Source organism: Alteromonas oceanisediminis, from assembly GCF_018474025.1.
GTDB classification, from domain to species: Bacteria; Pseudomonadota; Gammaproteobacteria; order Enterobacterales; family Alteromonadaceae; genus Alteromonas_E; species Alteromonas_E oceanisediminis.
On record NZ_JAHCTA010000001.1, the window covers coordinates 475,397 to 496,187 of the forward strand.

Annotated in this window: 20 protein-coding genes; 3 read left to right on the forward strand and 17 right to left on the reverse strand. The window is 48.6% G+C overall.

Going from position 1 to position 20,791, the window contains the following annotated elements:
• Positions 1–21 precede the first annotated feature (21 nt).
• The 6 genes from sspA to rplM all read right to left on the reverse strand — a co-directional run bounded on the left by sspA (position 22) and on the right by rplM (position 4,600).
• The gene (gene sspA / locus KIU71_RS02185) at positions 22–654 is read right to left on the reverse strand and encodes a stringent starvation protein SspA (protein ID WP_214129517.1); all 633 of its coding nucleotides are present in this window, start codon (positions 652–654) and stop codon (positions 22–24) included.
• A 126-nt stretch (positions 655–780) separates the two neighbouring features.
• Entirely contained in the window at positions 781–1,515 is a 735-nt protein-coding gene (locus KIU71_RS02190; protein WP_214129518.1) for a cytochrome c1, read from the reverse strand.
• Positions 1,512–2,777 carry a cytochrome b gene (locus tag KIU71_RS02195; protein WP_214129519.1) on the reverse strand — a complete coding sequence of 422 codons (1,266 nt, stop codon included), beginning with the start codon at positions 2,775–2,777 and terminating at the stop codon, positions 1,512–1,514. Before KIU71_RS02195 ends, KIU71_RS02190 begins: the two co-directional genes overlap by 4 nt.
• Position 2,778: 1 nt before the next feature.
• A complete protein-coding gene (gene petA, locus KIU71_RS02200; protein ID WP_214129520.1) occupies positions 2,779–3,411 on the reverse strand; it encodes a ubiquinol-cytochrome c reductase iron-sulfur subunit in 633 nt (210 codons plus the stop codon).
• 355 nt (positions 3,412–3,766) lie between these two features.
• Positions 3,767–4,159, reverse strand: a complete 393-nt coding sequence (gene rpsI / locus KIU71_RS02205) for a 30S ribosomal protein S9 (protein ID WP_214129521.1) — start codon at positions 4,157–4,159, stop codon at positions 3,767–3,769.
• A 12-nt stretch (positions 4,160–4,171) separates the two neighbouring features.
• Positions 4,172–4,600 carry a 50S ribosomal protein L13 gene (gene rplM, locus KIU71_RS02210; RefSeq protein ID WP_214129522.1) on the reverse strand — a complete coding sequence of 143 codons (429 nt, stop codon included), beginning with the start codon at positions 4,598–4,600 and terminating at the stop codon, positions 4,172–4,174.
• 289 nt (positions 4,601–4,889) lie between these two features.
• On the opposite strand from rplM, the gene KIU71_RS02215 reads away from it, so the two are divergent.
• Positions 4,890–5,819: a transporter substrate-binding domain-containing protein gene (locus KIU71_RS02215; RefSeq protein WP_214129523.1), complete on the forward strand. Its 930-nt coding sequence runs from the start codon at positions 4,890–4,892 to the stop codon at positions 5,817–5,819.
• 108 nt (positions 5,820–5,927) lie between these two features.
• On the opposite strand, the gene mazG is transcribed toward KIU71_RS02215, so the two are convergent.
• The 11 genes from mazG to djlA form a co-directional block, all read right to left on the reverse strand.
• Entirely contained in the window at positions 5,928–6,749 is an 822-nt protein-coding gene (gene mazG, locus KIU71_RS02220; RefSeq protein ID WP_214129524.1) for a nucleoside triphosphate pyrophosphohydrolase, read from the reverse strand.
• On the reverse strand, positions 6,750–8,912 hold the full coding sequence (relA, locus tag KIU71_RS02225; protein WP_214129525.1) for a GTP diphosphokinase: 2,163 nt from the start codon (positions 8,910–8,912) through the stop codon (positions 6,750–6,752).
• A 24-nt stretch (positions 8,913–8,936) separates the two neighbouring features.
• The gene (rlmD, locus tag KIU71_RS02230; protein WP_214129526.1) at positions 8,937–10,295 is read right to left on the reverse strand and encodes a 23S rRNA (uracil(1939)-C(5))-methyltransferase RlmD; all 1,359 of its coding nucleotides are present in this window, start codon (positions 10,293–10,295) and stop codon (positions 8,937–8,939) included.
• 5 nt (positions 10,296–10,300) lie between these two features.
• Positions 10,301–10,687: a holo-ACP synthase gene (gene acpS, locus KIU71_RS02235; RefSeq protein WP_250207181.1), complete on the reverse strand. Its 387-nt coding sequence runs from the start codon at positions 10,685–10,687 to the stop codon at positions 10,301–10,303.
• A 6-nt stretch (positions 10,688–10,693) separates the two neighbouring features.
• The gene (pdxJ, locus tag KIU71_RS02240) at positions 10,694–11,425 is read right to left on the reverse strand and encodes a pyridoxine 5'-phosphate synthase (RefSeq protein WP_214129527.1); all 732 of its coding nucleotides are present in this window, start codon (positions 11,423–11,425) and stop codon (positions 10,694–10,696) included.
• Positions 11,426–11,446: 21 nt separating this feature from the next.
• Complete coding sequence (gene recO / locus KIU71_RS02245; RefSeq protein WP_214129528.1) at positions 11,447–12,187, reverse strand: DNA repair protein RecO; 741 nt, start codon at positions 12,185–12,187, stop codon at positions 11,447–11,449.
• Entirely contained in the window at positions 12,180–12,467 is a 288-nt protein-coding gene (locus tag KIU71_RS02250; protein WP_214129529.1) for a hypothetical protein, read from the reverse strand. Before KIU71_RS02250 ends, recO begins: the two co-directional genes overlap by 8 nt.
• Before the next feature lie 22 nt (positions 12,468–12,489).
• Entirely contained in the window at positions 12,490–14,229 is a 1,740-nt protein-coding gene (recJ, locus tag KIU71_RS02255) for a single-stranded-DNA-specific exonuclease RecJ (RefSeq protein WP_214129530.1), read from the reverse strand.
• A gap of 69 nt (positions 14,230–14,298) precedes the next feature.
• A complete protein-coding gene (gene dsbC / locus KIU71_RS02260; RefSeq protein WP_390881759.1) occupies positions 14,299–15,018 on the reverse strand; it encodes a bifunctional protein-disulfide isomerase/oxidoreductase DsbC in 720 nt (239 codons plus the stop codon).
• Positions 15,019–15,165: 147 nt separating this feature from the next.
• The gene (xerD, locus tag KIU71_RS02265; RefSeq protein WP_315853225.1) at positions 15,166–16,089 is read right to left on the reverse strand and encodes a site-specific tyrosine recombinase XerD; all 924 of its coding nucleotides are present in this window, start codon (positions 16,087–16,089) and stop codon (positions 15,166–15,168) included.
• Positions 16,076–16,960 carry a co-chaperone DjlA gene (gene djlA / locus KIU71_RS02270; protein ID WP_214129531.1) on the reverse strand — a complete coding sequence of 295 codons (885 nt, stop codon included), beginning with the start codon at positions 16,958–16,960 and terminating at the stop codon, positions 16,076–16,078. Before djlA ends, xerD begins: the two co-directional genes overlap by 14 nt.
• 289 nt (positions 16,961–17,249) lie before the next feature.
• On the opposite strand from djlA, the gene KIU71_RS02275 reads away from it, so the two are divergent.
• Positions 17,250–19,460 carry an LPS-assembly protein LptD gene (locus KIU71_RS02275; protein ID WP_214129532.1) on the forward strand — a complete coding sequence of 737 codons (2,211 nt, stop codon included), beginning with the start codon at positions 17,250–17,252 and terminating at the stop codon, positions 19,458–19,460.
• 22 nt (positions 19,461–19,482) lie between these two features.
• On the forward strand, positions 19,483–20,787 hold the full coding sequence (surA, locus tag KIU71_RS02280; RefSeq protein ID WP_390881760.1) for a peptidylprolyl isomerase SurA: 1,305 nt from the start codon (positions 19,483–19,485) through the stop codon (positions 20,785–20,787).
• Positions 20,788–20,791 lie beyond the last annotated feature (4 nt).

Here is a 20,791-nt window from a genome sequence, read left to right on the forward strand (position 1 = left end):
GGGTAGTATCAGGCATCAGATCTACAGTGGATTGTGAATTTCACGTTCTTGGTCTGTCAACGACGCTTTAAACGACGAACGACCAAAAATGCGGCCCATGTAGGCTAAAATGTCTTTGCTGCCTGCACCGGTTAATTCAATATTCAATGCGGGTAAACGCCATAACAGTGGCGCTAAATAGCAATCGACTAAACTGAACTCTTCGCTCATGAAAAAAGGCGTATCAGCAAACAACGGCGCGATACTTAAAATCGCTTCACGCAAGTCATTTCTGGCTGAGGCAACGTCGCCCTCGTTTTTAAGGATCTTGTGCGCGAGTGAATACCAGTCTTGCTCGATGCGATGCATCATCAGACGGCTCTGGCCACGGGAGACAGGATAAACCGGCATCAGTGGCGGGTGCGGGAAACGTTCATCAAGGTACTCCATGATGATATGCGATTTGTACAACACTAACTCGCGATCAACCAATGTGGGCACAGTGCCGTAGGGGTTGAGGTCAAGCAAGTCTTCGGGCAGGTTGTTAGGGTCTGTATAGCTTATTTCAACACCCACGCCTTTTTCAGCAAGAACAATCCGCACCTGATGGCTATAGATATCCAGCGTGTCTGAAAACATCGTCATAATAGACCGTTTATTTGTGGCCACTGCCATTCACTTTCCTCCGCACTACGCGTTATTTATGATGAAACCTATGGGGTATCTCTTCATCATTGTCTAAATTAGTCAAAAAAGGGGCGAGATCGCCCCTTTGTCAGGATTATAACCTAAGTCGCGAGACTAGTGTACGTCGCGCCAGTATTCTTTCTTCAACAATAATGCAAATACAAAGAATACCACGATAAAAATCAGTACCCATTTACCCATTGATTCTGACTCTAAACGTGAGGGTTCACCCGTGTATTCCAAGAAATTGACTAAATCTAACATTGCTTGGTCGTATTCTTCTGCATTCATACGGCCATTTTCCTGCGTTTTAAGGCCCGCATAACGCTCAATCATTTCACCATCGACCATCACGGTTTCATAGTGTTCGCGCGGCGTGCCCTGCAGCTCTTGCAATACGTGCGGCATACCCACTTCAGGAAACACTTTATTGTTGACACCAAACGGTCTACTTTCGTCTACATAAAACGTACGCAGATAGGTGTAGATCCAGTCAGGACCTCGAACCCGAGACACCAAGGTTAAATCAGGTGGCGGCGCACCAAACCAGGTTGCCGCTGACTCTACCGGCATCGCTGACGTAATATAGTCAGACACTTTATCACCAGTAAATTGTAAGTACTGTTGGCCCAACTCGTCAGGAATACCTAAATCAGTAAAGGTGCGCTGATAACGCTGATACTGCATTTGGTGGCAGCCCAAGCAATAGTTCATGAACAATTTTGCACCGTTCTGTAACGACGCTTTATCGTTGAGATCGATCTCAGCATGATCAAGCGGATAGTTTGATCCGGCAGCAAAAACCATCGAGGGTACGGCCAGAAGAAATGCGGCTATAACTCTTCTCATCGTGGGATCCTCGTCGGTACAGGTTTCGTTTTCTCTTTACGGCTGTAGAGGAATAACAAAACAAAAAAGCCAAAATACATCACAGTGGCAAATTGAGATGCCACAATCTTCCAGTTTTCCTGTGGCGTGCCGCCCAGATAACCCAGAAATACAAAGACCGCAGCAAACACCAATAGATTCACTTTGTGTAAACCACAACGATAGCGCCACGAGCGCACGTTACCTCGGTCAATCCACGGCAAAGCGAATAGTGCAGCAATGGCCGAGAACATAGCAATAACACCGAGTAACTTATCCGGTACGGCTTTCAAGATCGCGTAAAACGGCGTGAAATACCATACTGGGAAAATATGCTCAGGCGTTTTCAACGGATTGGCAATTTCGAAATTCGGGTGCTCTAGAAAGTAACCACCCATTTCTGGCATGAAAAACATGATGTAACAGAAAGCGAACAAGAATATCGCGAAGGCGACTAAGTCTTTTAACACGATGTGGGGGAAAAACGGGATGACGTCATCAGCGATGTCATATTTATCCGTGTAGTACTCGTGAATTTTCCACTTTGTTTTGTCTGCTTCAGACAGCGATCCTTTCTTGTGCTTAATTGGGATACCGTCGGGATTATTTGAGCCCACTTCATGAAGCGCGATAATGTGTAAGAAAACCAAAATCACAATAACAAGCGGCAACGCAATAACGTGCAAGGCAAAGAAGCGGTTGAGTGTAGCACCTGAAATCACGTAGTCACCCTGGATCCAGATGACCAAATCAGGCCCAATCACCGGTATGGCTCCGAACAGGGAGACGATAACCTGAGCACCCCAGTAAGACATTTGGCCCCAGGGCAGTACATAACCCATAAAGGCTTCTGCCATTAATGCTAGGTAAATGAACATACCGAAAACCCACAATAGCTCACGGGGTTTCTGATACGAGCCATAAATCATGCCGCGGAACATATGCATGTATACCACGATAAAGAATGCCGACGCGCCGGTGCTGTGCATGTAGCGGATTAACCAGCCATAATCGACTTCGCGCATGATGTACTCAACAGAAGCGAACGCGCGCTCCGCTGAGGGCTCAAAATTCATGGTTAACCAAATGCCAGTCACAATTTGATTGACCAGTACGATGGTGGCTAGAAAACCAAATACGTACCAAAAGTTCATGTTGCGGGGCGCAGGATACTGAATGGCGTGCATATTCGCCACCCGCATCATCGGGATGCGCTCTTCAATCCATTTTAAAAAACCTGACATGTTATGCGACCTCTGCTTCTGAGCCGATAATAACGTGGGTATCGTCGACAAATTGATAAGGCGGAACCACTAAATTCGTCGGCGCAGGCACGTTTTCAAAGACTCGCCCAGCCATATCAAACTTAGAACCGTGACACGGGCAGAAGAAACCTTCTGCAACACCCTCTGCGTATTGCTCCATCGCACCATCTTTCAAATGCTGTGGAGAGCATCCAAGGTGAGTACAGATACCAACGAGAATCAAATACTCGGCTTTTAATGAGCGGTATTCATTTTTAGCAAAGCCAGGTTGTTGCTCTTCTTCTGAATTTGGATCTTTGAGTTGATCTTCGTGAGCGCCCAGCGTGGCCAGTAACTCGGGCGTGCGTCGCACAATCCAAACCGGCTTGCTGCGCCACATTACGCGCACTAGTTGCCCTGGCTCAATACCAGAAATATCGACTTCAACGTCGGCGCCTGCCGCTTTCGCTTTTGCACTTGGGTTCCAAGAGGCAATAAACGGTACCGCTGCACCCGCAACACCAAGACCGCCGACAACAGACGTTGCTACGGTTAAAAATCGACGACGGTTATTATTTTGTGGTTGACCTTGTGCTTGCGATGATTCGCTCGCATCAACAGATACATTACTCATCCACGGTTCTCCAGATTTGGACGTAAGACAGCTTGTTTAACAAGCAATCCGAAAGCGTGTCGTAACAACGAAACGTTTTTTGATTATTTTCGATCGGAAATGATACAAAAAAAACCCTGCTAAAGACAAGGAAATACTGGCAAAAAACAAGGATTTATCCAATTCCGTTCGACTTTCACCAGTATATCCCACTGGCGATGCTATGACTCATCGGAGAATTGTCGTGCAGCGTGGCTTAGACGCAGTGATTAGCTGATGATGCAATATGAGAGATGCCAGCACGAACGTAACCAAGACCCAAAATGAAGGTAAAAAAAACCCAGCGAATGCTGGGTTTTTGTCGAAAGCATAACAATTAACGTTTTGAGAATTGCGGCTTCTTAAGTGCTTTATGAAGACCAACCTTCTTACGTTCAACCTGACGTGCGTCACGTGTAACGAAACCAGCTTTACGTAGTGCTGGACGAAGTGTCTCATCATATTCCATTAACGCACGGGTAATACCGTGACGGATAGCGCCAGCCTGACCGCTGATACCACCACCTTTAACGGTAATGTACAGGTCAAACTTCTCTACCATTTCAACGAGTTCAAGCGGCTGACGCACGATCATGCGTGCAGTTTCGCGACCAAAGAATTCGTCAAGTGGCTTTTGGTTAACAGTGATGCTACCTGAGCCTGGGCGAATGAATACGCGAGCAGTTGAGCTTTTGCGACGACCAGTGCCGTAATATTGTGTATCTGCCATGTGTGTCGCTCCTTAAATATCCAAAACTTGTGGTTGCTGTGCAGCATGATTATGCTCAGCGCCAGCGTACACTTTCATTTTGCGGAACATTGCACGGCCTAGAGGACCTTTTGGCAACATACCTTTCACCGCTTTCTCAAGAACCATTTCAGGCTTTTTCTCGATCAGCTTTTCGAAAGTTGTATCTTTTAAGCCACCTGGGTAACCAGAATGTGAGTAATAGATTTTGCCTTTCGCTTTGTTGCCTGTCACGGTGATTTTCTCAGCGTTAACAACAACAATGTAATCACCGGTATCCACGTGAGGTGTATACTCTGGCTTATGCTTACCGCGTAAACGCAGTGCGATTTCAGACGCTAATCGTCCAAGTGTTTTATCAGTGGCATCAACCACGAACCAGTCTCTTTTTACTGTTTCTGGTTTTGCAACAAAAGTTTTCATTATTCGTCACCCGAAAATATAACTGTTACCGACCGCGCGGTATTCAATACGGTTATCGCGGTCGCCCTAAAATCAACCATTTGACCCCTTCGAGTCTGCTGATTCTTCCACTTTCCCAAAGTGGGCGTAACTGGGCAGGGCGCGAATTATACAGAATTTGTACAGAAAGCGAAGCGCATTTATAAAATTTATTCAATGAGAAAGTAACTTTTTACCCAGATTGCACCGTTATCTGATATGTTGGCCGGATGAGTCGTTCAGATTGAAGACGTTTTACGCAGGTTTTTTTATGGCATTAATTGATCGCGCGTGTGCCGCCATCGTAAAAATTAGCGTAGCATCATTTGCGCTGCTGTTAGGTTTTTACACCCATGCTCAAGTGACCCGAACGTCACCAACGGTAGATGAGAGCGACTTAACTGAACATAAAAATCACATTCAACATGTTGTCTACACCACCATTTCCAATAGCTCTGTCATTCAGCAGTATTACGTCGATTTACTGGAAAGAGCGCTACTCAATACGGTTGACGATTTCGGCCCTTTCACGTTGAATTCTTTTGCCGTCCCGATGAATCAGGAGCGGCAAATCAAAACCTTACTCAGTGAAGATGCCGATGTGATGTGGACAATGACGACACCTGCGCGCGAAGCGGCTGTGTTGGCCGTGAAGGAACCTCTCTTGGATGGATTGTTAGGCAAGCGCGTGTTTTTTGTGGGTCGCGAACAGGTTAACGCTTTGAAAGGGCTGGACACCGCCGCTCTCAAGCGAAAAACGGCGGTACAGGGCAGAGCATGGCCAGACACGGCGATTCTTCAACACAATGGCTTTAAGGTCAGTACCATTGAATGGTATGACTGGCAATTTGGCGTGGCAAAGTTACTCACCTCACAAACCGTCGATTATTTCCCGCGCGGCGTGGTTGAAGCGCACGCAGAACTTGCCTTACCGCACAATGCCGAGTTGGTGATCGACCCGTACCACTTACTCGAATACAAAACCTTCATTTATTTCTTCGTTGCACCGTCCAATACCGCATTGCATGAGCGATTGAGTGATGGCTTACGGCGCATGAAAGCATCAGGGGAGTTTTCCCGCATGCTCGCCTCTTATCCCGGCTATCTGACGGCTCAACAACTGCTTAAGGAAAATAGAACTCGCCACCAATTGGAAAACCCATTCTTTGCCACAGCGACAGAACAACCATCACAGCCTTAAATCATCGAGCGAAGGCAAAGATTCGCAGAGGCAGACAGTGCAGAATTGGGGGCTGGGAGTCACATGTATCTGCAGATGTTTAACCCGCTCACTTTTCTAGCCTGGTCTTCAAGACTCTGATTTCACACGTTGCCACAACGCTTCAAGCTGGCTGAGTGAGTGCTGGTCTACGCTCAGGCCTTGGGCGGCCGTATGTTGTTCGATGGATCTAAAGCGTTTTTCAAATTTTAGGTTGGCCTGACGCAACGCCGTTTCAGCATCGATATTTAAATGGCGCGCTACATTGATTGCCGCAAAAAGCAAATCGCCGAACTCCTCTTGGACAGAGTCCATAGCCGGCTGCTCTGCGGTGATTTCCTGCTTGAGTTCAAGCAGTTCTTCTTCGACCTTATCTAATACAGGCATAACATTCGGCCAATCGAACCCCACCTGCGCACAGGCTTTTTGCAGTTCAACCGCTCGGCTTAATGCAGGAAGACCACGGTGAATGTCATCAAAGATACTTTTCGTTGATCGTGGATCAGTTTTTTTCTGGCGCTTCTCTTGAGCCTTAATCGCCTGCCACTGCTCAGCGAGCGCGTCCTCGCTTAAATCGTGAGGGGCGTCTGAAAACAGGTGAGGATGACGGCGCACCAACTTATCGGCTATCCGACCCGCGACATCGTCAAAGTCAAACGCGTGCTGTTCACTGGCAATCTGCGCGTAAAAAACCACCTGAAACAGTAAATCACCCAGCTCGTCATGAATGTCATCTATATCTCCGCGCTCTACCGCATCCGCCACTTCATAGGCTTCTTCAATAGTGTACCGGAGTAAAGACGACATGGTTTGTTTTCGGTCCCAGCGGCATCCGTTGTCTGGGTCGCGCAATGTGCGCATTATCTCGAGAAGACGCTGGGTATTGTCTAATGAAACCGGGCTACTGCTCATTTATCCTTCCTTGCGCATGACATCGACGACGTCCGGAATTTGCAATAAACGCGATTTGACCTTGTTCAATGCTTTCACGTTTTGTACTTCAACACTTAACACAATATTCGCTGATTGGTCATTTTTGTTCGTGAGGCTATTGACGCCCAGCAATGCCACCCGCTCATTCGCCAGCACGGTTGTGATATCACGCAAAATACCGTTTCGATCTGCACAACTCAGCAACAACTGAGCTTCAAAACCAACGTTTAGGTCGCCCGCCCAGTTCACCTCAATCTCTCGCTCTGGATGCTGCTCTAATAGATGGCTAAGTTGGTCGCAATCCACCCTGTGTACACTTACACCTCGACCTTGAGTGATAAAACCGACAATAGGTTCTCCCGGCACTGGCTGGCAGCAATTAGCCAAATGACTCATAAGATGACCGACTCCGTCAACAACCACACTGTCCTTTCGCGGTTTTGGCTTATTGGTTCGTTGCGGCGTACGGATTTCTGGCTCAGGCTCAGGAGGCTTCAGCATTTGTTGTAAGAAGCGAACAATCGACATCACCTTCAGGTCGCCAGCCCCAATGGCCGTATACAAATCGTCGACATTGCTTTGGTTAAAGCGATCGCACGCGTCAACAGCTGATTTGATGGGGATATGCAGCTTGTTCAGCTCACGTTCCAACAACTCGCGGCCTGCATCGTGGTTCTTCTCACGATCCTGCTTTTTGAAATAGCTGTGAATGGTCGCTCTGGCGCGGGATGAGTGCACATAGCCTAAGCCCGGATGCATCCAGTCTCGACTGGGATTGGCTTCCTTACCCGTAAGAATTTCGATCTGATCGCCGCTTTGCAGTCGATAAGTGAATGGCACAATACGTTTGTTTACCTTGGCACCAATACAACGATGCCCAATATTCGTATGCACGTAGTAAGCGAAATCCAGTGGCGTGGAGCCTAACGGTAAATCCAGTACGTCGCCACGCGGGGTGAAAACGTACACTCGGTCATCAAATACCTGGCTGCGGAGTTCTTCAACCAAATCACCTGACTCGGCCACCTCTTCTTGCCAGAGCAAAATTTTACGCAGCCAGTTGAGGCGCTCCTCATGCCCGGATGCTTTGCTTTGCGGCCCTTCTTTATATTTCCAGTGTGCAGCCACACCGAGCTCTGCATCTTGGTGCATCTGCTGCGTGCGTATCTGGATCTCGATTGATCGCCCTTGCGGCCCCAAAATAACCGTGTGGATCGACTGATACCCGTTTGGCTTTGGCGTGGCAATGTAATCGTCAAATTCTGCAGGAATATGTTTGTAAGTGGCATGCACCACGCCCAACGCGGCATAGCAATCCTGTAATCGATCGGCAATGATACGCATAGCGCGTATGTCATAGAGCTGTTCGAAACTCAGGTGTTTTTTCTGCATCTTTTTCCAGATGCTGAAAATATGTTTTGGCCGCCCATACACTTCTGCTCGAATACCCTGTTCGGCCAACAGCGTATTTAACGAACTCACCATACTATCGATATATTCGGTGCGATCAGCGCGCTTCTCGTCCAACATGCGCGCAATGTGTTTGTAAGTTGCGGGATGAAGATACCGAAAGGCAAGATCTTCCAATTCCCATTTAAGCTGCCCAATACCGAGCCGGTTGGCAAGTGGCGCGTAAATAGAGGCACACTCTGTAGCCACCATGACGCGCGTTTCTTCGTCTGCACGTTTCACTTTTTGCAGCGCACAAATACGTTCGGCCATTTTGATAACCACAGCGCGAACGTCTTCTACCATGGCAAGCAGCATTCGCCTGATGCTATCGATCTGCTGCTCGGGCTGTTTGTTACCCTTTTGATTACGACCATGCAATGCGCGAATGGCTTCCATTTTGCGCACGCCTTCGATCAGACCACTGATCTCTTCACCGAACTGCGTTCTGGTATCCTCGGCCGTTAGCAAGTGCTCTTGGCAATAGGGGAAAACTAACGCTGCTTGTAATGTCACATCGTCCATATTCAATTGGTGCAGTATTTCCACCATTTCCTGGCCCACAAACAACGTTTCTGGATTGTCAGTCACCGAACGCAGTCTTGCTTGTGTGCTTTCAGACAGCGACAGGGCTTCCATCCACTGTTGGAAGGCGGGTCGGGATGCACTGTGTAATTTACGGGTTGAAACCATGGAGCACTCTTAATTGTGGCGAATTTATTGCGCAGTGGCCGCACTGAACAGCGAAATCAATTCGCTATGCTTCGTGTACGGAAACATTTCAACTAACCCAATTTGTGTTAGCCGATAGCCGCGACTCACGAGCGCTTTAGCATCCCGTGCGAAACTGGCGGGGTTGCAAGAAACGTACACAACCACGGGGTGCCGCGTTGGGGATAACTCATTGCATACCACTGCGGCCCCCTCTCGCGACGGATCTAAAACCACGGCATCGGCTTTATCTTCTAATAAAGACCGCGTGGCGCGCGTATCATTCAAATCAATGCAACTAAATTTGCACTGTGCGAGTGCATGACTCACTGCGTAATCCGATGCTTTTTGCACCATTGCATTGACGCCCTCGATACCCTGCACGTGAAACCCCGCCCGCGCCAGCGGAATGGAAAAATTACCCGTCCCACAGAAAAGATCGAGTACTTTTGCTCCCGTACCGTGATATTCCCGCAGCCATGCTAGCACCTGTGCAACCATCTGCTGATTGACCGCATGATTAACTTGCACGAAGTCATTACCACCAATGGGAATTTCAAGTTGCGGTTGCGGGCTATACGTGACTTGCGCACTCTCACCGTGCAATACCTGCAACCGATGATTATCTCTCTCCACAACCAGCACACAGCGGTGCAATTGTGCCAACGCAAGTAGCGCTTGCTGATTCTTATCCGCTAAGGGGCGCAGCATTCGTACTTGGATAAGCGTGTTGTTTTCCCCCTCAAGTAACGTGATATGCCCAACATGCTGTGCTTGATCACAGCCGTCGAACCATGCCTGAAGCGGTTTTAGCAGCGCTTGCAGTGAAGGCGTTAGTACGGCACAGTTGTTTAACCGAAAAACCTGAGAGGATTGCGCGGCACGATAACCTAATTTGCGTTGTTGCGGGTTGCGGGCGTCTGTGGCGAGACGTGCTTTGCGCCGATATCCCAGTTGATTGCCAGTTATCGGTGCTAACCAATTAAGCGGCTCGACATTCGCAGTGGTTTCAAGCAACGTCTGTATCGCGTCCTGACGCCATAAGCGCAATTCAGCAGGCTCGATGTAATCAAGCTGGCAGCCTCCACACACAGCCGAATGTTCGCAAAATGGTGTAACTCGGGCGGCGCTGGGTGTACACACCGCAGTAACCGAAGCCTTGATGAATCGGCTCTTCTGCTGGGTAACAGACACATTGACAGTCTCATCGGGAAGCGCACCTTCAACCAAAACAACGGGATCGCGTTGACGCGATACGCCCACGCCCTGATGATCCAGCCGATCAATCGACACCCCTTTCATGATCTGATGAGTCGGTGCCTTACGCTTACGCTGGCTCTGTGGAGATTTGAAAAAAGCAACCATAACGCCTAACTCACACCTTGCGCTTCGAGAACAACTGTCGCCATCGCATAGCGCTGTTCGTCAGAAATCGACACAAAACTGTGCGTAATACCACGCGCTACACAGAGTACTTCAAACTCACCACTAAAGCGCAAGGAAGGTTGCCCTGACTCGCTGTTCTCTACCTGAATGTTCTGCCAACTCACTCCATGACCGATACCCGTTCCAAGGGCTTTCACCGCAGCTTCTTTCGCGGCGAAACGTTTGGCCAAAAAACGCGCCGGATGATGATGCTGTGAGAAAGTGGCAAGCTCTGCTGGGGTAAGTATGCGCTCAGCAAGACGACCTGACTTCGCGACCTGTGCCTCGATACGCTCAATTTCAACAATGTCGGTGCCAAGCCCCATGATCATAGTCGATTACTGCCGTGCTTCTATCATTAGTGCGCGCATATCTGAAACCGCTTTGGCCAGTCCGTCAAACGCCGCCCGCGCGATAATGGCGTGACCAATATTCAGTTCATATAATGCTGGAATAGCGGCAATCGGCTTTACATTGTGATAGTGCAACCCATGACCCGCATTCACGCGTAATCCAATTTTGTCGGCATACTCAATGCCGTGTATCAGCCGGCTCAGTTCGGCGGTTTGCTCGGCGGCTGTGCTCGCTTCCGCATATTGGCCAGTATGGATTTCAATAAAAGGTGCTCCGCATTCCTGCGCCGCTTCAATTTGGCGTTCATCGGCGTCAATAAATAAGGAAACCACGATGCCCGCTTCTGTGAGCCGCTGACATGCTGCTTTAATGTTTTCGAGTTGCCCTGCCACATCTAAACCGCCTTCGGTTGTAAGCTCCTCGCGCTTTTCAGGCACCAAACAACAGAATGCCGGTTTCAGACGCGTCGCAATGTCCAACATTTCCGCTGTCACGGCCATTTCAAGATTCAGGCGCGTTTGTACTGTCTGGCTAAGTAATTCAACGTCTCGGTCGGTAATGTGGCGGCGGTCTTCACGCAAATGCACTGTGATCCCGTCAGCGCCTGCCTGCTCAGCAATACTGGCGGCGTGGACAGGATCGGGATACTGTGTGCCGCGCGCATTTCGTAATGTGGCGATATGGTCAATGTTGACCCCTAGGAAAATGTCTTTCACTTGCTAGCCTCTTTTTTTCAGTTAGCGAACCGCTTTAAATAATTCTCTGCTTTTCAATGGCTTTTCTCCCAATAGCGGCTTAAGCGCCACACGCATCAGACGTTTACACGCCGATAAACTTTGCGAGGTCCATTGTTGCTGCCCTATGGCAAGTATATCTGAGCCGCTAAATTGCGTTGAGTTTGTTCCTTTCGGGCGGATTTCAACGCCAGACAATTCAACAAACCCCAGGTCGTGAACAAACTGATAGTCACTCTCTGCCAAAATAGATCGCTGAAAATCTGCACTCAGGTCAAAATCCGGTGCGTAGCCCAATTGCACGAGCAACTGGCACTCGAATTCGCGTAATATCACTTCCAGCGCCATCACTTCGCTTGCCCCAGACACACTATAAGCGCCCAATTTCCCCAAACAACGCTGATATTCGGCGAAAACATGCTCAAAATCCATTTCTTCCGGCAATACTCTATTGAGTAATTCATTCACATACATGGCGCAGTACAGCGGTTTGTCGACCAGCGTGATGCGGGACGCGCCCGCCTCAAGTTTACCGATATTTTTCAGCTCATTACGACCCGATATCGTCATGTCCAACGCTTGGAAAGATTGTAGCAGGCTCTTTCTGTCTCCCTTGCTACCGCGCACTCCCTTTGCAATGCCACGAAGTTTTCCGCGCTCACGGGTAAATAGGTCTACGATGTAACTGGTTTCCCGGTAAGGCGTTCGGTGTAACACATAACCCAGACACTGTTGACTAGGCACGTTTCAGACGCACTATCTTCATTGTTTCAAATGGAATATCGGCAACCATTTGCGTGGTTGGATAATAGGTCACATTGACCACAGCCCCCTTCAATGAAGCATACGGTTTGCGGCGTTTGTAAATAAACGGTACGTCGTAACCTTTGATCATGATGGTGTTAATGTACCAGTCATCTTCCTGTCGCTGAACATGCGAACTCACCGTGCACGCCTCGGTGTGCACCAGATTAGGATGCTTTTTTAACAAACCCGCTAATTCTTTAGGCAGCTTGGTGCTCATTGGAGGTCGCTCAAGAAGGTGACTAACATGGTTGGAGTGCCTCGACCATTAATTGAACAGAAGATTTTCCGCGAAAGGTGTTAACGGAAAGCTTATACGCAATTTTAGCCAACTTTGCTGATAAATTCGGCCAAATAGCGGTATCTACATTAAAAGCAATCGCATCAACATGATTGCCGTTGGGTGTTTCCAACACCAGTTTAAGATGCTTCTCGCCGATAATACGTTGGTTAACTAAAGTAAATGTGCCATCGAATATAGGTTCTTCGAAGCCTTGCCCCCAAGGGCTTTGATACTGAAGCAGTTTAGCGAAATCAATGGATAAGTACTCGTCGCTTAATTCACCGTCTGATAACACAACACCGGTCTGGAGAATTTCGCCCTGCGATGGCTTCAGCGCCTCAGCAAAAGCCGACGTGAATAGGGCAAGATCCTGTTTACGAATACTCAAACCCGCCGCCATGGCATGACCACCGAACTTTAGAATTAACGTCGGCGATTGAGTGTGTATCTGTTCCAAAATGTCGCGAACGTGAACACCTGAAATCGAACGAGCGGAACCTTTTAGGGTATCATCGCTCTCTTCTGCAAATACGATGGCAGGACGAGCGAACTTATCTTTTAAGCGCCCCGCAACAATACCAATAACACCCGCGTGAAAACTTTCTTCATACACCACTAAGCCCAATGGCAACTGAGCATCATTGAACTGTAATGACTCTACTGCGGCCTGAGCCTCAATTTGCATTGAGCTTTCGATCGACTTGCGTTCATGGTTGAGTCGATCCAGCTCGCCAGCCAAGGTGCGCGCACTCGAGTCGTCGCCAGCCAGCAAACACGCGATACCTAACGACATATCGTCCAACCGACCCGCAGCATTAAGCCTGGGACCAATCACAAACCCCAAGTCGGTCGATGTCAGCGACTTAGCCTCGCGCCCTGCCACGTCGATTAATGCGGTCAGGCCGGGGCGACAGCGCCCAGCACGAATGCGTTGCAGCCCTTGATGTACCAAAACCCGGTTGTTTTGATCAAGTGGAACCACATCGGCAACGGTGCCAACAGCGACTAAATCCAGATAGTTTGCCAAGTTTGGTAGCGGGATTTGCTGGTTTGCAAACCAATCTCTGCGTTGCAGCTCGGCACGCAGAGCCAATAACACGTAAAATGCAACACCAACACCTGCAAGCATTTTGGACGGGAAACCGCAATCTGCCTGATTTGGATTCACAATCGCGTTAGCGGGCGGCAGTTGTTGGCCTGGCAGGTGGTGGTCCGTGACAATCACCTTGATACCTAGGCTTTGCGCATGCGCCACACCGGCAATACAAGAAATACCGTTGTCGACTGTGATAATGAGTTCAGCGCCACGCTCAGCGGCGATATCAACCAGCGGTGGTGTCAGGCCATAGCCATATTCAAACCGGTTAGGCACCAGATGATCAACGTGCTTAGCGCCCATTTCGGTTAGTGCGAGCAAACACAATGCGGTGCTCGTGGCACCGTCGGCATCAAAATCACCAACGATAAGAATTTTCGATTGTGTTGTTAGCGCATCTATTAGGATATCGATAGCAGTATCAATACCTTTCATCTTTGCGTAGTTCGCCAGATTGGTCGCACTGCAATCCAGAGACTCTGACGATTCAACACCACGATTTAAATAGATGTTTTCCAGCACAGGGTGCAAAGCAAGCTGGCGCAGCCATTGCGGGCGCTTGTCAGGTGCATGAAATTGACGACGAACAATAGTGCAGGACATATCTCAGATTCAAAAAAGCGCATAAGGTAATAATACCTCATGCGCCATCATTTGTGGCAGTTTTAGCCGTTATGAATTGTCTTTTATTGCCTGTTCAAGCATTTTGGCAGGTTGGTAGCCTGGCACAACGGTGCCATTGGGCATGATGATATTAGGCGTACCCGTTACCCCAATTTTTTGACCAAAACGATACTGTTCTGCGACTTGATTGGCGCATTTGGCTGGCGTAACAGAGTCGCCTAACTTCGCATCGGTCATCGCCTTTTGAGGATTTTCAGCACACCATACAGACACCATATCCTGATACCCTTCACTGTTCAGACCGGCGCGAGGAAATGCGAAATAACGCACGGTAATGCCTAGGTCATTATAATCTTCAATTTCACGATGTAGCTTGCGACAGTAGCCACAGGTAATATCGGTGAAAATACTCACCACGTACTTTTCATTCTGTGCTTTGAAATCAATCGTGGAACCTTCAAACTCGGCTAATCCATCAAGTCGAATACGACTCATCGCCACTTCGGTTTCGTTGCGAAGCCCCTCATCCAGATTGTAGATATTAGCGCGTAGAAGATACTGGCCATCATCGCTGGCATAAAATAGCCCACGAGCTGTGTTCAACTGCAAGAGACCAGGCACGGGTGACTCAGCGACAGACGTCACAGGAAAGCCAATTTGCGCTTCCACTTTTTGCTTCACAACATCGAGCGTGTCTTGTGCGTGACTCATCACGACGCTCGTTAAACTCACTGCCGCAATGGCTAATTTTACTAAAACTGATTTCACAACAACTCTCTCTCGTAGATAGAAAATGCTTTTACCACATCACCACAGTTATTCGTCTTTGCATTGACCGCCTCGAAGGCAAATTGATTTCATGCGTCACGGTAAGCTGAGAATGGTAACAAACCCGAGCATACCAACCAACGCCTTTTAGCCACGCGGATGGTGTTGCGCGATGACTGACTGGAGCCGCTCTTTTGCCACGTGTGTATAAATTTGAGTGGTAGACAAATCTGTATGACCCAGCAACATTTGTACGACCCGCAAATCTGCACCATGGTTCAATAAGTGCGTTGCAAAGGCGTGACGCAACGTGTGTGGTGACAGATGGCTGTTGATACCAGCACGTTGAGCATAGTGTTTGATGCGGTGCCAAAACGTTTGGCGGGTCATTTGCCGGCCCCGTCGGCTGGGAAAAACAATGTCCGACGGACGATTTAACAGCATGCCTCGCATCTGCTTGATGTACATTTCCAATGTGTCGACTGCTGCTTCACCCAGTGGCACCAATCGTTCCTTGTTCCCTTTGCCGGTCACTCTAACGACGCCCTGTTGCAAGCTAATCTGAGACAATTGTAAGCTGATCAGCTCAGTCACGCGCAACCCCGTCGCATAGAGCACCTCTAACATCGCTTTATCACGACACTCAACTGGATCATCGTCTAGCGGCGCAGCGAGCAACGCATCAACGTCAGTTTCGCTGAGCGTTTTTGGCAATGACACGCCTATCTTGGGGTTGGTTAAATCGGTGAGAGGATTGCCTGCAGCCTGCCCAGTGGAAATCGCGTGTAAGTAAAAAGCGCGCAGCGCACTGAGCGCTCGGCTTGTACTACGCTGACTCAGTTGCTGTTTGAGTCGATAGCCTAAATACCGCTGAATATCGTCGCGATCCACCGCGAATAGGTCATCATTGCTGCTCTCATCACGGCTTAAAAATAATGCAAAGTGGGTTAAATCACGGCGGTAAGCTTGTTGTGTATTGCTACTTAACCCCTTTTCGAGCCATAGCATTTGAATAAAAAGTTCGATGGCATCTGCTGCCGCTGGCGGCACCCTGCCTTTACTTGAAGCCACGTTTATCCTTGATCAGCTCATAGGCTGCTTGAATGTCCTGAGCTTTCGCTTTTGCGATTTTCATGGCCTGCTCAGGTAATCCCTTTGACATCAACTTGTCGGGATGGTGAGTCGCCATCAGTTTTCGGTAGGTTTTTTTCACCGCAGCGTCATCTGCATCCGGTGAGACACCGAGTATTTTATGCGCATCAGCGAGGCGGGCAGTATCAGTATAGGCACCTGTCCCGCTCTGCTGGCGGTATTGCCGGTGCGATTGATGGCGCGCATTGCTGTAATGAGAGCGCTGCTGATCATGCTGCTGACGAAAACGTATTTCTGCTTCGTACATAGATATCAAATAATCGAGGTCTCGGCGCTTGAACCCGAGAGAGTCCGCAACTTTCGCCAGCACATTCATCTCAGGTGCAGTAAGATTACCATCCGAAAAAGCAGACTGGATAAGGATTTCCAGAAAAATCTGCAAAATGTCGCGTCGCCCATGACAAGACTCAACGAATTCCCGAATGCTGTCGTGGATCGGATAATCCGCCGCTTTGCCCTCTCGAAAAGCATCCTGTGCCGTTTGCCTATCTTCACCGGTCAATTGCATTTCATCCATCAGGCGCGTTGCTACCGCAATTTCAGAGGTCGTAACGGCACCATCAGCTTTCGCAAGGTGCCCTAACGATGCAAACAAGGTGTGAAAAAAAATGGCCTGCTTTTTAAAACTCTGCGTGTCCGTAAAGAATCGGCCGAAACCGCCCATTTGGCTAAAATCCTGACTGTAGCCCTTGTCAAAAAAATGACCGACAATCAAACCGATGATGGCCCCCGGCAGCTTAAATGCTGCTGCGCCAATAATGACACCAATGATTTTACCCCAGTATGCCATAGCCAACCTTTGCATGAAGTTTGTTAAATGCTAACCGATTGCGATCCACAAAAGAAGCGACGCAACTGAAGATCATGTTGTGGTAACTGCAACGCCGCTTGCGTCAGGAACTTCACGAGCGCAGCACCGTTTCTCGCCTTATTTTGATTTATTTTGACGCGCTGCTTGGTAATTGATGCCTAAACACTTAAAATCGTGACATTGTTCGATACAATAGGCACAGTGCTGGTAATAAGCGCTGCCTGTTTAATTTTTTGTTTCGGTTTAGAGCGACAATGTCTTGAGTTCCTTGTACAAATCATCCGCGTTTCTTGTCGCACTGCTCCCAGCAGCCGCTGCTGCTCAAGACCCATTGGATTTTTGCGCGGTTCAGCCGATCAGTTTCGATAGTGATCAGTTAACTAAAAATGGTGAAGTGATCGTGCGCTCAGTGAACGCAGTCGTTGCTGAAAATCAATCGGCTATGTTCGATGGTGATGTTGATATCACTACCGAGCGAGCAGTGATCAGCGCGGCGAAAGCGCGTATTGAGAATAATGGCCGAACGGTTTATGCCGAAGGCGACGTGACATTTCAAAATCCTGAGATAAAAGTTAACAGCGAATCGGTAGATCTCGATTCAACGACACAGAAATTGAACCTAGTTGACACTCAATATCAACTCACGGGGTTTGTTGGCCACGGCGCTGCGGACAATATTTCAGTCGATGCGCAATCAGGCGTGGTGCTTCAAGACGTGAGTTTTACCACCTGCCCTCTTGGCGATGAAGACTGGCAAATCCGCGCCAGCGAGATCAGTATTGAAAAAGGCTCAAACCGAGGCGAAGCGCGTAATACGCGGTTTTATCTGGGCGAAGTGCCCGTTTTCTATTTACCTTATTTTGCCTTTCCTGTAAGCAACCAGCGGCAGACCGGTCTGCTGTTCCCAAATATAACCAGTTCAAGCGCCACTGGGGTTGATATTGAACAACCCTTTTACTGGAATATTGCACCGAATTACGATTTAACCTTATCACCTCGCCTGATGACCGAGCGTGGAATTCAGCTAAAGAGTGAGTTTAGGTATTTACAAAAGACCGGGTACGGTAGTGTCAATGTAGAATATTTGCCCAGTGATGATGACTTAGCGTCAGATGATGACGACAGATACTTCTACCGCGTTTTCCATCAGGGTCAACTGTCACAAAACTGGCAGCTTAATATCGACTTTAACGGGTTAAGCGATGACAACTATATTGTTGACCTCGGCTCTGATTTTTACAATCGCGCCGACACGCATCTCTATCGCACGCTGGGTGTTAGCTACTACACACCCTCACTTGATTTTACCGCGCAGCTTCGCGACTTTGAGATTATTGGCGACCACCCGGATACCTACCGCGCGCTGCCTGAAACCAAACTTGAATACCGGGCAGATTTGACGCAGTACCTGAACTTGCGAGTTAACTCAGAGCTAGCGTATTTTGACAATACGTCTGAAACGGCACCGACTGCGTTGCGCTGGCATGTCGCTCCTACGTTAGCGCTACCGTATCAGCGCCAATGGGGTGAGTTGCTTGCAGAGGCGAGTATTCTCAACACATATTATCAACAGGACAACGTTGAAAATACGTCTTTGTCCGAGGAAGTTAATCGCACATTGGGACAACTGCGACTGTACGGTAATGTGGTGTTTGAACGGGAGCAGCAATGGGCAGGTCAACGTTCCACACTCACCTTCGAGCCTCAGTTTCAATACTTATACACTAGCTTCGAACAGCAAACCGATATTGGTATGTACGATACGACTTTGTTACTGAATGATGTTGATGGTTTATTTCGGGGGCAGGAATTTACCGGGCTTGACCGCATCAGTGATAATAATCAGATTACATTGGGTGTCACTAGCCGTTTATTGGATGCATCCAACCGGGAACAATTTGTTTTTAGCGTCGGCCAGATATTTTATCTAAGCGACAATAAAGTCATCGCGGCAGCCAAAGATCGTGATAGTTCAGCCGTTGCCGCCGAGCTTGACTGGCGAATTAGCGACCACTGGATCGCGCATACCGATGTGCAGGTTACCACCGAGTCAGATCGTGTTGAGCGCAGCAGCGTAGCGCTTGAATATCGACATGATGAAGACAGTCTGGTTCAGCTTAGTCATCGCTTTGTGCGTAACCTTTCCGGTGAACAAATCGACCAAATCGGACTCTCAGCCAGTTGGCCGATTGCCGAAAATTGGCATTGGGTGGGCCGTTACTATCGCGATTTGAACTTAAGTCGAAGTATTGAATCTTACTTCGGGTTACAATATGAATCATGCTGTTGGGCTGTGCGCGTCGTGGCGCAGCGTCACCTAAGCAACCGATTTGACCGCAGTGGTAGCCAACGAATCGATGAGTTTGACTCAGGCGTATCGCTGCAATTTATTTTTAAAGGCATTGGTGGTCAGAAAAGCAGCCGATCGATGCTTGAAGATGGGATGTTTGGCTACCGACAACCCTATGTGTTGAATTAACTGAAAGAGAAATAGTGTTTTTATGATAAAGCCGTTATTACTGTCTGCCATTTTGCTCATGGGCACAGCCGCGTTTAGCCCTTCTGCCCACTCTCAAGAAGTGGCGTTGGATAGTGTCGCTGTTATCGTCGATCAGGGCGTTATCCTTGAAAGTGAAGTGCAGGAATTGATTGACACTGTTAAGCGCAATGCGTTGGCCAACAATCAATCTCTCCCTTCCGATCGTGCGCTTCGTACTCAGGCGATTGAACGTTTGATCCTCACTAATTTACAAGCCCAAATGGCTGAAAAAATGGGCATCCGTGTCAGTGATCCGCAACTTGATCAAACCATCACGAGTATTGCTCAAAATGAAGGCATGACGGTTGACCAATTGCGCGAACAAGTCGCCAAAGAAGGGTTAACGTATGAGATGTATCGCGAACAGGTTCGTCAGGAACTGATCTCTGGCGAAGTCACTCGTGCAAACGTGCGCCGCCGGATCTATATCACACCGCAGGAAATCGAGACGTTGGTTGACTTGATTGATCAACAAGGTGCTGAAGAAGCTGAGTATCGCCTTGGCCATATACTGATTGGTTTCCCCGTTGGCGCGACTGATGAAGATATCGCTGACGCCAAAGATCGAGCGGCGAAAGTGCTTGAACTGTTAGAAAGCGGCTCAGATTTCGGCAAAATTGCGTTAGCTTCCTCCTCTGGTGCCGAAGCGTTAGAAGGCGGTGATATGGGCTGGATGAACATCAATGCTATGCCGACTTTATTTGCTGAAGCAGTGCAGTCTAAACGCGAAGGCGAATTGGTAGGCCCGATTCGAAGCGGCGCAGGTTTCCATATATTAAAGGTGATGGAAACTCGCGGTATCAATGTGGTCGAAATTGAAGAAGTGAATGCGCGCCACATTCTTATCAAACCAAGCATTATCCTCAGTGAAGATAAAGCAAAGAAGATGCTTGAAGATTTCAAACAGCGTGTTATCGACGGTGACGCTGAGTTTGCGGAACTGGCTAAACAGCATTCCGTTGACCCGGGTTCAGCGTTGCGTGGTGGTGAACTGGGCTTTACCGATCCTTCCGCCTATGTTCCTGCTTTCCGTGATGCACTCGCTAAACTGGAGCCGGGCGAGTTCAGTGAACCGGTACGTTCAGTTCATGGCTGGCATTTGATTCAGCTTATCGATCGCCGCATTGATGATGCAACAGAGCGGAAAAAAGAAGACCGCGCTTATCAGCTTATATTCAACCGAAAATTTGCCGAAGAGACCGATAACTGGCTGCGTGAAATGCGTGATACCGCTTATATCGAAGTGCTGAATGACGGCAATGTGTAAAGGG